We start from the raw sequence: 16,538 nt of genomic DNA on the forward strand, positions 1-16,538 counted from the left end.
CAATTGGTCACTTTTACCCAAACAAAAAGGCTATACTGATTCATACATATGCCTTATCCCCGAATTTATACTATGCAACTGTTCCTTACTATGAAGTGAATATTTCTATTATCCCTCCTAAATTAAATATATGACCACCTTGTTCAATCGGTCACTTTTTTATAATAATAAAAGGATTATCTTAGTTTGACAATCCTTTTAATAAATAAAATTCAAATAATTCTGCAATTTTCTCTTTTTCTAGCGGTTCATGATTTTTTTCCCAATCAAAAATAAGCGATACATATAAGCGAAGCATAATAAATGCTGTAATTTCTGGATCACATTTGCTAATTTCACCTTTATCAATCGCAATCTTTAAATAGGATTGAATGACAGAAACGATTTCCACATCTACTTGTTGCATCACTTCTTGTACTTCTTTCGTTCCCATATCGCGCTCTTCTTGAATTAACTTAATCATGAGCTGATGTTCTTTTCTGAATTCTAATATGCTATATAATGCTCTATGTACATTTTCAAAAAATGAAACATCTGAACGAATTGCATTTTCTGCAACTTGCTTCATTTCTGTAATTAAATTAGAAATAATCTCGCCAAATAGCTCTTCTTTATTTTTGAAAAAAGTATAAATCGTCCCTTTTCCTACATTCGCTAACTTCGCTACTTGATCCATCGTTGTTGCTTTATAACCGAATGCTGAAAAAGACTTTGTTGCAGCCTCAATAATAGAACGTTTTCGATCTATCGCCACATCGTCACCTCCAAAAATGACCAATTGGATAATATAGTCAATTAGTACATCTTTGATATTACCACACGCTTACATTCTATACAAGTTCTCTTTTTTATTATTTCCAGTATAAAAAATTCCAGTCAAATTGTATCATACTGTCCATAGTTTATCAGAAGAAAAGAGAAAAGGAAAAGGTGTTCTTGAGATATACAGCTAAACCTTACTTCCCAACAACAAATTTCTCTTTTTTTAAATAATCAAATAAAAAAACAAGAAAATCTTTACATTTAATAGTAATATAGAAAATAGACAAGTTTATCCGACTTTAACGGGCAGTAAGACCCTACCTCAAAATTCAGCGAAAGCAAAGAATTTAGGTGGGGATCGGGCTGTCCATAAAAGTCCGATTGGTGAAGACTAATAATCAGTGGAGGCTTTTTCAGTCATGATGCGTGCGCTTCGTTTAAATATAAAGCAAGCTTTTTGTAATCGTGTTTCTTTAATTATTATGTTTAGTGGATTCGTTCTTATTTGTATTTATCATTATTATTATGTCATTCGTTATTTAGGGGACGCTGCAAGCGGACCTATATCAACAGATATAAAATGGATTGGATTTCGTGACAATGAAATGGATGTTTATTTATTATTAATGCCAATTATTGCGAGCCTTCCCTTTAGTACAAGTTACAACTCGGATAAATCTGATGGCTTTAAACAGTTTGTAAGTAAAGGAATTAATTTATTTTCTTATTCAATAACGAAATATATTGTTACATTCTTTTGCGGCGGACTTCTTTATACGCTTCCATTTATCTTATCTTTATTATTTTGCAAATTAACCATTCCAGACGGAGAAACGCCGGCTGGTTCAGGCATCATAAATGTTAATGGGATGTTTGCAAACTTATATGAGGCTTCTCCCATTATTTACATTACTGTATATATTGGAATTAACTTTTTATTTGCAGGTTTAATGGCTCTTTTAGGACTTGCTGCATCTGCATGGTCACAAAAAGATTATATGTCGCTTCTATTTCCATTTGCAGCTACCTCCATCCCTTACGTCCTGCTAAATACCGTCTTCCCTACAATAGGCGGAGCACCAATTCATTTATATGATCCAAAACAACCATTGGATGGAATGTCACCGTACATTTTAACGGTGCAATGTGCTTTCTTTCTTTTCGTTAGCTTACTTATGTATATACGAGGGGTAAAGCGGGATAGAAAAAAATATAGAAGAAGATTGCAAAGAAGAGATCGGTGTAGAAAATCATTTCAAGTATAATAAACCTCTAATTTCCTTACTATCTTGAAAATTAGAGGTTTATTTACTATCCTTTTATGGCGTGCCAGCCAATCCCCATAAAATAACGACCCCTACAAAATAAATCGCTTTAATACCTACAACTAAACATAATGAAATAATTGCATATTTACTTAATTCTCTCCTTGCGCCAATTAAAGTAAAAATAACTGCTAAACTAAACGTTATATAAGATGCTGCTGTATGTATTAAGTTATATGTAATATCTAAATTTTGCGTAAGTCCTATTACCTCCGCTACAAATTGAAGCATGACGATTGTACTAAAAAAAATTGCAAGCTGATTTATTAATTTTCCATTTAGTTGTGCTTGCATCATTGACCTCCCAAAAAAACTAAATATTCAATTAATTTTACCATAAAACTGCAGAAGACCAATCTATATCATTCTAAAAAATCGCTTATACACTATCCTTATCTATTTTTATCAAATAAAAGAACGCTTAGTTACCTAAGCGTTCCCCTACTTTAAGATGCCTTCTTCAAATCAATTTGAGCAAGTACTGGGTCGTGGTCACTTACACGTCCGTGTTCTTTCATAATGTTTGAGTTTAAGTGTACTGGATCTACGATTGTGTGCGGTGCGATGTTGTTTGTTACTAAAATATGATCTAGCACTTGTGCATTTCCTTCATGAATATACGTGTAGCGATTTTCTTTCGGCACTGTGTTTAACATATTTTTTAAGTTTGTTCCTTCTAATGTTTTTAGTGGTTTAGCGAACTCAAAATCGTTCATATCTCCTAACACAACAACTGGTGCATTCGTGTTCTTTTTCTGAATACCTTGTACGAAATTGTTTACTTCTTGTGCTAATTGAACTCGTTTTTCTTCACTCTTTAATACGAGCGGCTGCACTTTTCCAAATGGCGTTGCATCTCCTATTTTTGAGTTTAAGTGATTTGCAACAACAACTAAATTTTGTCCTTGGAACGTAAATTCTGCCGCAAGCGGTTTACGTGTACTTTCAAACAATGGGTTTTCGTCTCCAATACGGACAACGTTTTTATCAAGCAACTTCGGTACTGTTGCTAATTTCACGCGTGATGGGTTATAGAAGAACCCGACGCGAATGTTAGCGCCTGGTGCTCCCCCGTCTAAATTATTATTCGGAGCAATTTCTACATACTCATACTTTGGCCCGCGAATTTCTAGCACTGCATCAATGATACGTTTTGCGCTTAACGAAGCATCTGTTGTACCGTCATTAACCGTTCCGTTATTATCTTGCATTTCCTCTACACCGATAATATCCGGCATTTTTAAATTGTATTTAATAGAATACGCTAACGCTTTTACTTTTTCATCTGTTGTTTCTTTTTTATTCGCCGAGAAGTTTTCAATATTATATGTAGCAACCGTTAACTTATCAAGACGCGGCTGAATATTTGCTCCTATTTGCTTAAATCCACCGTCTACTACAGATGGTAATTCCGTTATTGGCGCAATGCGGAACGCACCGTAATCATATCCGACTACTCCTGTTATATCTCCAGTGAAAGTATCTCCTACTTTTGCTATATAATTACGAGGTACTTTTACAGAAAGACGCTCTGGGTTTAATTGATTTTCATCTAATACAGGTGTGCCATATTTCGTTACGACTTTATTTCCGCCATTTTTCACTGTTACATATAAATTCCCGTTTTTCTGAGGTGCAATAATTTTTGGCGTTGGCATCGTAACGCGCATACCTTCTATACTTTCATAAAAATCGATTGCATCTTCATTTGGATCAAATAAACCAAATGCATCATTATCGATAATTTGATCAGGAATTTTCACACCGTTTTCTCCAAGTACAATCGGTGCTGGTAAAACTTGATCTTTTGCGATTACAGCAACGCGGCTCGCTTTAATTTCCGTCGTCGTTAAGTCTGTTTCAAACCTTTCTGCATATCCAGGTCCAACATATTCTTCTACTACTCCATCAACTTGAATAAGATCTCCTACTGCTACATTCGCATCCTTTTTGTACACATACATACCTTCTGAAGTAGCTGGATCATTATCTGGCTGATTATCTTCTATATAAAAACCATTTTTATCAAGCGCTGTTACAACGCCTTCCACATTGTATACTTTCTTCCCGTTGTAAGGAGAAAGATGTGATTTTCCTTGAATATCATGAATACGAACCTGTTCATTGTTTACGATAACAAATGAAAATGTTGAAATCGCTGAAGAAGTAAGCCCTTCTTTCTCTGCAATTGCTTTAATCACACTATTTTCATTCACGATAATTTGTCCGTTATAACGAACGCTTTTATTTGTAGGGTTAGAGCCATCTAACGTGTAATAGATTGTTGCTCCTTCTGTATTCGTTGTTAACGTTACTGCTGTTCCTTTCGCAACTTCTCCTCCATTCGGTGAAGCTACTACATCACTAACACGGTTTTGTTCTTCCCCTTGAAACTTATGAGCTGTTACTGATTTTAAACCTGGGCTACTAAAATATAATTCAAGCGTCCCTGTTAAACTAACTTTCTTCCCGATATTTTCAGGATGATCTTTCACGTTTACTGCCGCTCTCACATCGCCTTTTGGTAACTGAACAGGCATGATTTTGTCTGGATTCGTTTCATTTGGCGAATCAGCAATTGCTACGTTTGTATCATCAAACTTAGCCGGATCTTTCGTGTATTTCGAAGGACTTTGCGTATATCCGACGATATACCCTTCCACTGTCCCCTTCGTTTTCCCTTGCTGCTTAAATACTTGAATTGCTTTTTCTACTGACATAGAAGTCGTTTCTTCTGCTTGTACTAAAGTTCCAGTAAATGAAAGCAATAGTATGAATGATAAAAAGATACTTAACAATTTCTTCACAGCCATTTTCCTCTCCCTATTTCATATTTTCTCAGCATGTCTATCATATCAAATGATTCGTTATATAGAATGATATTTCGACAAGTTTTACAAAAAATTAATCTAATTTACTCGTTTTCAAACTATAATACAAAATAATAATTTTACACTTTCTACGAATGCACTCTATAATGTTAGAGAGAGAAAACAGAAAATATCGATATTTCATTGGCATGTAAAATGGATTCATTTGAATAGGAGTGATTGGATGGAAGTACAGACAGAAACATACCGCGCAGCTATGAATGGAACATTAGAACGTCATTTTTCAGATATGATTGCTGTTATACCGACTAGAATTACAATTGAGCAGTTAAAACAACGGCTAGAAACTATCGCTACTAAAGTTGATGAGTTAAAAGTTGTTTATAGTGATGAGACAAGCCTTATTGTTGAGTTACATATGGATGAAAATGTCATACCGTATGAACTGCATATTGATGAAACGGATGATCCAGAAGAATACAAACTATACAATAGACAAGATTCCACAATCGTAGACCGTACTTTTGAAGATGCGGCTTATGGTACTGAAATTTTCACCCGTACGCTATTTGTAGGCGATGTGCTGGACTGCTTTTTCCAGCAGTTACAGTTTTTATGGAACCTTGCGCCAGATTTGTTATTTGTAATTGATTCAAGTGCAGCAATGAAGGTAATATCTAGAAGCTATATTGAATATCACGTTGAAAATGAATTATTACCTGACATTCCTGACTTGTACGTTATTCATTCCGTTTATGAAGACGATAAAGAAGGCGAGCCTACGCAATATTGGTTTCATACACACGGCCTTTTAAGAGCGGGCGTAACAGAAATAGAATTAATTATTCCAAATCGCATTCCTTCCTACTATGGCATTGGTGACCTCTTTCAAACATTTGCGAATAATGCCGTTGAAAATGGACAAGTCCCTATGAATGAGCCTATCGTTATCGCACATAGTCAGCAAGGTTCTATACATACAGTAGCTGTGCCGTGGGAAAAAGGTTTATCTTATATTGGGCATAAAACGAGTATAGATCAATTATCTTCAATTGAGGATGAAGAAGTGAAGCTACAACCAATAGATGCACAAAACACATTCTTAGGCGGGATGGATGACCGAGATGAATACCATCAATCGCCATCTGTTCTCTTGTTCAAATTTGATACTTCAGAAGAATGTATCGAAAGCTTTTTCAAAGAACACGAGGAAGCTACAGGGCTCATGTTCTATAAAACAAATAGTGAAACGGCTCGTATGGCTTACAATGCAAAAAATACTTTCGGGTATTTCAGCAACATTTTTCAAATTGAACAATCAAATGAGGAGTTTCGTTTTCTCGCTAAGTTTGGCGTTTCCTATGAAGAGGGTAAAAGCGAGCATATGTGGTTTGAAATGCAACATATTACAGAAGACTTTATTCAAGGAATACTCATTAATGAACCATATTTTATAGAAGATATGAGTGAAGGAAATAGTTATCATTTAGATTTTGATGACTTAACAGAATGGGTTATTTATGCAGGAGATGCCGTTATAAAGCCAAATAACTTATACATGTTTATTGGTGAATAAGTAACAAAACGCCTTCAATATGATTGAAGGCGTTTCTCTTTATTGTGCGATTAATTCCGTATTCATTACTTTCTCCAAATGAGAGAGTACACGTTTTGCAGCCTTCTCACCTTGGTCAATACAGTCCGGCAGACCAGAACCAGCGTAAGAACTACCTGCCAAGTATATACCTGGCAACTCTTTCTCCATAAATGTTGTGAGTTTCTTCATTCGCTCGTTATGGCCTACTGTATATTGGGGCATTGCTTCTTTCCAACGGCTTACGACTGTAAACTCTGGATTCTCTGTAATATCCATCGTCTTTCGTAAGTCTTCTAGTACGAGCTGAACGAGTTCCTCTTCTGTTTGTTCTACAACTGCTTCATCACCAGGTCGTCCAACGTAACATCGAAGAAGCGTTTTTCCTTTTGGCGTTGTATGTGGCCACTTTTTATGCGTCCACGTACATGCTGTAATTGTGTAATCACTATTTCGAGAGACAACAAATCCTGTACCATCAATATCTCGCTGAATGGCTGATTTCGGGAAAGCCATTGCTACATTCGCAACTGATGTGGACGGAATGTTGCGAAAGAAACGAAACTGCTTGTACTGTGCAAACATAGATGGCAATACTTTATGTGAACTTGCCACTACGACCGCGTCCGCTTCTATTTCTTTTCCGTTACTAAGAGTAATCGTATAGCCATCACCCTGTTTTACAACTTTTTCAATGCGAGTTCCCTTTATTATCGTACCTTCATGCATCTTTGCTTCGAGAGATTCTACGATAGATTCTAAACCTGTTTTCACTGTTTGGAAGATTCCTTTTTTCGGTTCAGCTTTCTCTTCTTTCGGAGCGAGCGTACGCATACCGAGTGAAATACTGCGATGTTTCTGCTCAATTTGATACATTTGCGGGAATGTTGACATTAAGCTCATTTCATCAATATCCCCTGCATAAATACCAGATAGTAATGGTTCTATTAAATTTTCAACCACTTCATTTCCGAGGCGATGTCTGAAAAAGTGCCCGAGTGATTGGTCAGATACTGGTTTTGATCTTGGCATTAATAGATCAAAACCAGCTCTTAGTTTCCCAATTGGGGAGAACAGCCCGGAAAATAGAAACGGCGTAATTTGCGTTGGAATTCCCATCATTGATCCATTCGGCATTTTATGTAACCGATTGTTTACGAGGATAAATGATTGACCGGCCTCATTATTTACAAGTTCATCGCCAAGACCTAATTCTTTCACTAATCTAGCTGCACTTTCTTTTCGTGCTAAGAAAGAATCCGGTCCGCGCTCAATTGTAAATCCATCTTTTCGAACGGTTTGAATTTTTCCGCCAAGTTTACCCGATGCTTCTATCAGTAATGTATCAATCGGCAAGTTTTTTTCATGAATATTTTTTTGTAAGTTATACATTGCTGTTAATCCAGTGATGCCTCCGCCGATGATCACAACTTTTTTCCTCAAGCAGGCTCCCCCTTTCTTCTTACAGTACAGATTCTTTTTTCTTTACTACAACATCTGTTAAGCAGTCAATAAATGCGTCCGATGCGTTTGGCATTTCTGGACGATAATATTTCGCGCCAATTTCATCCGTTACCACTTTACACTCAAAGTCGTTGTCATATAAAACTTCTAAATGTTCCGCAACAAATCCAACTGGTGCATATACGAATGAAGTATAACCGTGCTTTTCATTTAGTTCTCTCGTTAAATCTTGTACGTCGGGACCAATCCAAGGATCTGGTGTGTTTCCTGCACTTTGCCAACCTACTGCATAGTTTGCTACTTCAGCGCCTCTTGCAATATAGTCCGCTGTTTCATTTAATTGATCTGGATATGGATCGCCCATTGCGATAATTTTTTCTGGTAAGCTATGAGCTGATACGATTAATACTGCTTTTTCACGTTCTGCGTCTGACATACCGTTATATATACCTTTCACTGCATCAACCCAGTACTGGATAAATTTTGGTTCTTTATACCAGCTATCGATGCCATGAATTGTTAAGTTTCCAAGTTTCTCAGCTTCTTCTTGTGCTCGTCCAACGTATGATTTTACGCTAAACGTAGAATAGTGCGGCGCAAGAACAAGTGCGATTGCATCTTGTATACCGTCGTTATGCATATCTTTCACCGCATCTTCAATGAACGGTTCAATATGTTTTAAGCCAAGATACATATGGTACTCGACTTCATCTTGTACTTCATTTAAACGCTTCTCTAACTTCTTAGCTTGCTCTAATGTAATAGTAGCTAAAGGAGAAATACCACCAATTGCACGGTAACGCTCTGTTAAATCTTCTAGCATTTCAGGACTTGGCTTTCTTCCTCTGCGAATATGTGTATAGTAACGTTCAATATCTTCTTCTTTATATGGCGTTCCGTATGCCATTACAAGCAAACCAATTTTCTTTTTCATACAGCAATTCTCCTTTACTTCGCTAACTGCCCTTTAGAGTATTCATGAATAAATGTAGTTAAACGTTTTAATGTATCTGGATTTACTTCTGGGAATACACCGTGACCTAAGTTAAAGATATAACCCGGCTGTTTCATCCCTTGATCTAAAATACCTTTTACATGTTCTTCAATAACAGACCATGGCGCAAGTAAGAACGAAGGATCCATATTACCTTGTACCGCCTTGTGAACGCCGCGTGCACGTGCTTCTTCAATTGGTAAACGCCAGTCTAAACCGACTACATCAAGCGGTAAGTCGTGCCATTCATTTACTAAGTGTGCAGCTCCTACGCCGTGCATAATCATCGGTACACCCATCGTGCGAACTTCTGCAAAAATACGCTCCATTGCTGGTTTAATAAATACGCGGTAATCTGCTACGTTTACTGTTCCAACCCAAGAATCAAAAATTTGAACTGCTTTTGCCCCTGCGTTAATTTGCGCTTTTAAATATGTAATAACCATATCTGCTAGCTTATCCATTAAAGCGAACCAAGCTTTTGGCTCTGCATACATGAACGCTTTCGTATTATGGTAGTTACGAGATGGACCGCCTTCAATCATATAGCTCGCTAATGTAAATGGAGCTCCTGAAAAACCGATTAACGGTACGTCTAGCATTTCAGTCGTTAATAAACGAATTGTATCTAATATGTACGGTACGTCATCTTCTGGATTGATTTCCCCTAGTTTTTCTACGTCTTGTAAAGAACGGATTGGATTATCAATAACTGGGCCAATACCTGATTTAATTTCTACATCCACACCAATTGCAGGTAGTGGTGACATAATATCTTTATAAAGAATTGCTGCGTCTACGTTATACTGATCAACTGGCAGTTTTGTAACGTAAGCACATAACTCTGGATTATGTGTAATTTCAAATAAAGAATACTTTTCTTTTATCTTTCTATATTCCGGCTGCGAACGACCTGCTTGACGCATATACCATGCTGGTACATAATCAGTACGTTCCCCCCTACATGCTTTTAAAAATGTCTCATTTATAGTTCTTACCAAGACCCTAGCTCCCTTCCTTACCACAATGCTTCGAATACGTTCGATATTTATCTTTTTTTACTATACAGCTTGTAAAAACAAAATGCATAATATTATGTACGTTGTTCATTAAATTGACACAAACATTCTTAAAAACGCTTACTATTTTCACAACATTCTTATTATAACACAGAGAAAAACTATGGTTTAGCTACTTTTGACTTTTCTCCTTCGCGATTCGTTTGTGTGTTATATGGTACAACGTAAAAACTCGGTTTTGAAAAGATGTTAACGAACTTTTCCTCATATTCCCCGGCACCATTTACAGTACCTACATGCGTATGAATTCCATTTTCCACTCTATAAATACGATACATAATTCTTTCATCTGGAAGTGGTGTCCAGCTTAATTTCGCTTTAAATAAACCGAAAGGGCTAAATGCTAATTTCATTTTCACATCTTCAATCTTGCGCAGCCGAATTGGAGCACCGATTGTTTCCACACCTTCTGGTTTCCTAAACTGCTCTTTCTGTTCTACATTTGCTTTCGTTAAAATTTTCTTAAATAATTTTGTTGCTGACGCACTTTCTCCTTGTAACTGATGCTCTTTATCTATGCGGTCATAACCAATCCAAACAGCGCCTACTAAATTTGGCGTATAGCCAACGAACCACATATCCCTCGCCCCATTATCGTCATTTGGTAAGGAAGTTGTACCTGTTTTCCCAGCTAACGCTCCGTTATATACACCGGCTTTCGCTGTCCCTTCCTTTACAACTCCTTCTAACATTTTCGTCATATACCATGCCGTTTGTTTCGAGAAAATTTTCGTTTCTACTTTTGGTGATTCTCCAATGACTGCGCCGTGTCTATTTAACACTTTATCAATAACGTGCGGCTCAATAATATCACCATTTGCTAAAAACGCACGATACATTTTCACAAGATCAAATGTTGAAACACCATTTTTCAATCCGCCAAGCGCTGTGCTTAAACCAGCATCAGCAATGTGAACATTTCCTTTCTCTAAATATTGCTTTCCTTCTTCTACCCCTAACTCATTTAATAAAGAAACTGCTGGTACATTTGCTGACTCTACAATCGCATCGTACATCGTCATTTCTTTCGAATACTCATGGTTATAATTTCGAGGTTCATACCCTTCAAAAGAATGTCTTTCATTCTTTAATAAAGAATACGGATTATACTTTTTCGTTTCGAGTGCTGGCGCATAAACGATAAGTGGTTTTAGCACAGAACCGGGCTGTCTTTTTGCAAAAACACGATTGAACCCTCTCGGAACGTACTTTCTTCCGCCAATCGCCGCTTTAATGCCGCCTGTACGATTATCCATTAATAAAAAAGCACCTTGCGCTCCCTCTTCTTTCCCAGGGAAATTCCTTGCATCTTGAAACTGGTTATATGCTACCTTTTGAATTTTTTCATCCATCGGTACGACAAACGTATATCCTCCGCGAAGCACTTCTTGATGAGACAATCCGTATAAACGAGCTGCTTCATCTATAACCATATCAATATACGGCATATATGCGAGCTCATTCTCATCTAAGTTTTTATAGAGAGCGATTGTCTTTCCTTGATAACGTACGCTTTCTTCGGCAGTCAAATAGCCTTGTTTATGCATAAGTGACAATACGAGATCGCGGCGTTCTTTACTCTTCTCTGGAGAAAAATAAGGTGAATAACCGTTTGGCGACTTCGGAAGACCTGCAAGCATTGCTCCTTCTTCTACTGTTAAATCCTCTACATTTTTATTAAAATATAACTTTGCTGCTGCTTGAATACCGTAAGCTCCATGGCCAAAATAAATATGATTCATATACATTTCAAGAATTTGTTGCTTCGTATATTTTTGCTCTAATTGAAGGGAAATTGCGACTTCCTTCAACTTGCGCGTAAATGTTTTTTCACGAGTTAAAAAGACGTTTTTAGCAAGTTGCTGCGTAATCGTACTGCCGCCTTCGACCTTCCCTCCAGCTAACGTGTCTTTATAAAGAGCACGAAATATAGACGGGTAATCAATTCCTTGATGCTCATAAAAACGAGAATCTTCCACCGCAACGAACGCCTGCTGCACATATTTCGGAATTTGCTCGATTGGTACGAGGTCTCTATTTTCTACGTATAATTTCGTAATTTCTTTCCCTTTCTGGTCAACGATACGTGATGAAGAGTGGAAAACGAGCTGCTTTTCATCCATCATATAGCCACCAGCTAACACAATTAGTTTATAAAGGACAATCGCTAATAGTAGCGTTGCTAACCCACCTAATAAAGTCCACTTTACTTTCTTCATACATCGGCCTTCTTTCCAAATGATGGTACATTTATTATTTGAAAAAGAGGTATCTTTATGTATATAATCTTCGAAGTTTTTTAAGAGAGTTGATATAATAGAAACAAATAAATAAGGGGGCATTAAAATGAAGGCTATTATTTCATACGAAACACCTCTAGAACAAGCACATTTCACTGCAAAAAATGATGAAAAAAATATGTTTTATAAAGAAAATACAGAAGAATCTGTAGAAGGATCACTTCAGTATGACGTACTAGACGCTGTTGGAGAATTTAAAGGACAACCTGGCTACATCGTTTGTAACAACATTTCTGTAACAGATGAAGGTCGCCCAGTATTTGAAAACCGTTTTAAAAATCGCGCAGGCCTTATTGAAAACGAACCAGGATTCCAAGCAATCCGCGTTCTACGCCCATTAAGTAACGATACATATGTCATCTTAACGATGTGGGAAACAGAGCAAAACTTTAAAGACTGGACAGAATCACGTTCATTCGAAAATGCTCATAAAAAACGCCCCGCACATGCAGAAGGACAAGCTCCGGCGCATCCACATGCAGAACAGCAAAAGAGTATTTTCTCTCGTCCGTCATTTGTAACTACTTTTGATGTGTTAGTTTAGTTTTTTTGTATCGTGGTTTCTCCAAGGATGCGGTACATGAAATTATATCGGCGATTTTTCGAATATATCTGTCACTATACTCATAAATTTGCCGCAATTGGAAGCATAAACTTGCCGGAAATCACTTATTTTAGAAGAGATTCATCTAATTTTCCATAGAAAATGGAATCATAAGCTTGCCGTAAGTTAATTATTAAACCATAAGCTTGCCGTGTGTTTTATTAATATAGCTTTGGAATAATATTTGGTTAAATTGATACTAATAATCTTGATAAACGAGCAAAAAGAAAGGGCGTGTTTTGAAAAAAGATTGATCAAAATACGCTCTTAATTTATTTAATTGAATCATTATTTTATAAAAAGTCTGACCATCTCTGTGATTCTTCTTCCATTAAAGCGCCCGATAATTGAACAAGATAAATTCCAAAGTTACCCCCATTTATGTATATAACAACTTTACTTCTATTATAAATTAATAGCGTTATGAAGAATGAATACGAATCAACGCTTCCGCATGATTAATGCTTTCTTTTAAATAAATTGGCGAATTGGGGTGATTTAATATTTCTTTAGTAGTTAACCATAATACCGCTTCAACCTCATCGGGACTTTTAGAAAATGCCTCCCCCGATTCATATTCGCAAAGAAAAACAATATCGACAACATTTTCACCTGTTTCGGTTACGAATGATGTACTATGTACATAATTTATCCTGTCTTTTACGCTCACACCAACTTCTTCTAATATTTCTCGCTTTACTGTTCGCTCTAATATGTCTGAGGAATTTCCTTCTATATCTACCTTACCTCCCACAAGAGAAAGCCAACCACCAGCATGTTCCTCTTTTTTGCTTCTTTCAATAATAAGCCATTTATCATTTTTCCTTATAGCACCTTCAACATTTACGATAAACATTTTAAAGTACCTCCTATAAATTATCCTCAATCACTTCTTCAAGGTTTGTAATATTCCCTTCCCTTTACATGAATTATAAATTCGCCACAGACAAAAAGAACCATAACCTTGCCCAAGAGGCAAAGTTATGGTTCAAATCACAATATCGGCGCAACTCAAATTATATCAGCGATTTTCAAAATATATCGACTTATCGACAAATCACGACACAAAAAGGAAACACCGTTACACACCGGTGTTTCCTTTTTCTTTGTACCAATTATATATACGAAGCGCATCTTCTTTTTGCATATGTTTCACTTTATAACGATGCCCCGCTACTGATACGACAGCTGCACATAGCTTGTCTTTCTTTTGAAAATACGACTGACTGTATCCGACTGCTTGCACATGCCTTCTTCGCATGATTCCTGTATATTTCGCGAGTCCTCGGTATACCATGACTAACTGATTGTCCCGTATCATATAACCACTACTTGTATACCGCGCGTATGCAAGTAACGTAAATATAATACATAATGGTATGAGAGTGAATAACGCGATATTTTGTTTAAAATATATACTCGCACCTATGATTGGCACAGCGAGTACGGCACTTGTAATCCAGCCCATGATGACATAACGACGTAATGCTGCTTTCGGTAAATGAACGATTTCCGCTTCCATTTCATACGGCAACTGTAAATATGCGAGTAACTGCTGCACATCTTTTTTCTTCATAAAAGGATGTAACATCACTTCATTTCCTGCCGCTTCTATACTTTGAATGACTTCTACTTCGACAGAGCAATATCCGAAAGGCTGGCGGAGAATGCCTTCTTTCACCGTAATCGCTTGAATACGGTGTAATTTTAAAACAAACTCTTTCTTATCAAATAAACCTTGCACGATGCGAACTTCATTTCCGTTTCGCTCAATTTTAAAGTTCGCATATTTTAATGCATAACCTGCTGTTGAAATGACCCACGACACTGCCATTAAAATCGCCGCCATAACGATTAATTCATATACACCGTTATCCATCACATACGTTTCTACTTTATTGATAAGCCATTCTGGTAGAAATTGATTAAACTCTGTGTAAAGGATGACTAACATAGAAAACACTAATCCGAATCTACCAGATGTAATAGATGCTGCTAAAATCTCTTTCGTTGTTAACTGATATACCGTCTTACTTCCTTCTTCCGCAGGCCCTTCTTCACTCACAACACTTCTTTCTTTATGTAATAAAGCAATGAGTTCCTTCGCTTCTGCTTCTCTAATACCCGCCAACATCACTTCTGGCTCAGTACCGCCGCCTGCCACTTCAATATTTAATTTCGTCAGTCCAAATATTTGATAGATGATGTTAGAAGACGTACTAATATTTTGCACACGTTCTTTATTTAAGTAACTTTCTTTCTTTACAAAGACGCCATGTTTAATATGTAAAATATTATTTTCAACCCAGTACACTTTAAAATACCATTTTATAGCTGAGAAAATAGCCATAATGAATAATACAAACAAAAAAACAAGATGCAAGAAATACCATGGTTCTACTTCACCATCTGATCGAAATAAAACAAGAAAAATAAAAGGCAACAAAGTCGCAACTCGAATCCCTAATAAAATCGTGATCGGATGTTGCCTCTTATACATCCTCATCACTCACTTTCGCAAGTTCTCCAATTTGTCTTTTCAACTGCTCTGCTTCTTCTTTCGTTAAACCTGGAATACTATGAGAAGTTGCTGCTGTTGAAATATGTAATTCTGCTAAATTGTACTTTCTCATAATCGGGCCCTGTTCAATCGTTACGTGCTGCACACGAATCATCGGAATAAGCACGCGTTTTACAACGAACATTCCCTTTTGAATCTCAATCTCTTCTTCATTTAATCTGTAACTATAATAGCGCTGACGTAAATTTGGAAATACAAAATAATCGAGCGGAATAAATAGAATAGCTCCTGTGACTAACAAGCCAAACAACCAACCCCACCAATTAAAATTGATCATAAAAAAGAAATACGCAATTACGACTGCTAGTATAACTGCCGCCCCAATTAAAGCATGAATTCGCCACACTTTCAGCATATTAGAATGAATCTCCCTTTCTAACGGCTGCATCTCATCACTCCAATTATATGAATGTATTACTTATATATTAGTTGGTATATACATTTTTGTAAAATTATAGTTTTTTTACATCGTATCGAGAACTTCTTTAAAATTCCCTTCATTAATGGAATACACTTGAAACTGAATGTAATCTATCTCATTCGTATCTGGCTTAGCAAATGGCAAAATGTTAAATCTAGAAACCGATCTTCCTAGCATATCTACAATCATAAGAGAAACGTCAATATATTCGAAGTCTACACAGAATACGACTGCTTCTCCCGTACATTCATACTCTTTAATCGCATCATAAGACTTATTGGCACTAATTAACATTACTTTTAATAGTTGGTTCAAATTTTCTGGTTTAAAATTAATCATATACGTGGCTCCTTTTTCAACAAAACACTACAAAAATAGTGTAATCTTATACTTTCATAGCTTCACACATCAATTATATTAAAAATAAAGCTAGTTTTTTATAAATTTTTTGATATAATTACTTACGGGAAAAGGGAAGAATTTTGTCTTCCCTTGTGTTTTTATTTGCATCTAGTACTTTTGCTAGATGCTTTTTTTACGCTAAAAAGGTATCCTCAAACACTTTGAGGATACCTTTCCATTA

The 16,538-nt window shown here is 36.5% G+C and carries 14 protein-coding genes; 3 read left to right on the plus strand and 11 right to left on the minus strand.

Annotation, left to right across the window (positions count from 1 at the left end; genetic code table 11):
• Window positions 1-181: 181 nt before the first annotated feature.
• The gene (locus PDQ40_RS17640; RefSeq protein ID WP_000963374.1) at window positions 182-754 is read right to left on the minus strand and encodes a TetR/AcrR family transcriptional regulator; all 573 of its coding nucleotides are present in this window, start codon (window positions 752-754) and stop codon (window positions 182-184) included.
• 427 nt (window positions 755-1,181) lie between these two features.
• On the opposite strand from PDQ40_RS17640, the gene PDQ40_RS17650 reads away from it, so the two are divergent.
• Complete coding sequence (locus PDQ40_RS17650) at window positions 1,182-2,027, plus strand: membrane protein (protein ID WP_000984154.1); 846 nt, start codon at window positions 1,182-1,184, stop codon at window positions 2,025-2,027.
• 54 nt (window positions 2,028-2,081) lie between these two features.
• Here PDQ40_RS17650 and PDQ40_RS17655 read toward each other — a convergent pair whose 3' ends face one another.
• Complete coding sequence (locus tag PDQ40_RS17655; RefSeq protein ID WP_001148847.1) at window positions 2,082-2,381, minus strand: hypothetical protein; 300 nt, start codon at window positions 2,379-2,381, stop codon at window positions 2,082-2,084.
• A 152-nt stretch (window positions 2,382-2,533) separates the two neighbouring features.
• A complete protein-coding gene (locus tag PDQ40_RS17660; protein ID WP_270691544.1) occupies window positions 2,534-4,900 on the minus strand; it encodes a DUF6359 domain-containing protein in 2,367 nt (788 codons plus the stop codon).
• A gap of 241 nt (window positions 4,901-5,141) precedes the next feature.
• Here PDQ40_RS17660 and PDQ40_RS17665 point away from each other — a divergent pair, with 241 nt between their 5' ends.
• Window positions 5,142-6,494, plus strand: coding sequence for a DUF4026 domain-containing protein (locus PDQ40_RS17665; RefSeq protein ID WP_000453738.1), 1,353 nt, complete (start codon window positions 5,142-5,144; stop codon window positions 6,492-6,494).
• A gap of 39 nt (window positions 6,495-6,533) precedes the next feature.
• Here the strand turns inward: PDQ40_RS17665 and hemY are convergent, their stop codons facing one another.
• From hemY to PDQ40_RS17685, 4 genes are all read right to left on the minus strand, one after another.
• Window positions 6,534-7,955 carry a protoporphyrinogen oxidase gene (gene hemY / locus PDQ40_RS17670; RefSeq protein ID WP_214328669.1) on the minus strand — a complete coding sequence of 474 codons (1,422 nt, stop codon included), beginning with the start codon at window positions 7,953-7,955 and terminating at the stop codon, window positions 6,534-6,536.
• Between the two features lie 19 nt (window positions 7,956-7,974).
• Window positions 7,975-8,910 (minus strand): ferrochelatase, encoded by a 936-nt coding sequence (gene hemH, locus PDQ40_RS17675; RefSeq protein ID WP_000726777.1) that lies wholly within the window; start codon window positions 8,908-8,910, stop codon window positions 7,975-7,977.
• Between the two features lie 14 nt (window positions 8,911-8,924).
• The gene (gene hemE, locus PDQ40_RS17680; protein ID WP_000252614.1) at window positions 8,925-9,971 is read right to left on the minus strand and encodes a uroporphyrinogen decarboxylase; all 1,047 of its coding nucleotides are present in this window, start codon (window positions 9,969-9,971) and stop codon (window positions 8,925-8,927) included.
• Between the two features lie 179 nt (window positions 9,972-10,150).
• On the minus strand, window positions 10,151-12,268 hold the full coding sequence (locus PDQ40_RS17685; protein ID WP_000756253.1) for a transglycosylase domain-containing protein: 2,118 nt from the start codon (window positions 12,266-12,268) through the stop codon (window positions 10,151-10,153).
• Window positions 12,269-12,395: 127 nt separating this feature from the next.
• Here PDQ40_RS17685 and hmoB point away from each other — a divergent pair, with 127 nt between their 5' ends.
• On the plus strand, window positions 12,396-12,893 hold the full coding sequence (gene hmoB / locus PDQ40_RS17690; RefSeq protein WP_000644058.1) for a heme-degrading monooxygenase HmoB: 498 nt from the start codon (window positions 12,396-12,398) through the stop codon (window positions 12,891-12,893).
• 481 nt (window positions 12,894-13,374) lie between these two features.
• On the opposite strand, the gene PDQ40_RS17695 is transcribed toward hmoB, so the two are convergent.
• The 4 genes from PDQ40_RS17695 to PDQ40_RS17710 all read right to left on the minus strand — a co-directional run bounded on the left by PDQ40_RS17695 (window position 13,375) and on the right by PDQ40_RS17710 (window position 16,294).
• The gene (locus PDQ40_RS17695) at window positions 13,375-13,809 is read right to left on the minus strand and encodes an NUDIX hydrolase (protein WP_000471218.1); all 435 of its coding nucleotides are present in this window, start codon (window positions 13,807-13,809) and stop codon (window positions 13,375-13,377) included.
• 225 nt (window positions 13,810-14,034) lie between these two features.
• Complete coding sequence (locus tag PDQ40_RS17700; protein WP_270691546.1) at window positions 14,035-15,453, minus strand: PH domain-containing protein; 1,419 nt, start codon at window positions 15,451-15,453, stop codon at window positions 14,035-14,037.
• Entirely contained in the window at window positions 15,446-15,922 is a 477-nt protein-coding gene (locus PDQ40_RS17705; RefSeq protein ID WP_001182705.1) for a PH domain-containing protein, read from the minus strand. The genes PDQ40_RS17700 and PDQ40_RS17705 overlap by 8 nt, the downstream gene beginning before the upstream one ends.
• 75 nt (window positions 15,923-15,997) lie before the next feature.
• Window positions 15,998-16,294, minus strand: a complete 297-nt coding sequence (locus PDQ40_RS17710; RefSeq protein WP_061185146.1) for a hypothetical protein — start codon at window positions 16,292-16,294, stop codon at window positions 15,998-16,000.
• Window positions 16,295-16,538 lie beyond the last annotated feature (244 nt).

Source organism: Bacillus cereus group sp. Bc061 (assembly GCF_027715825.1).
In the GTDB taxonomy this organism is placed as follows: domain Bacteria; phylum Bacillota; class Bacilli; order Bacillales; family Bacillaceae_G; genus Bacillus_A; species Bacillus_A paranthracis.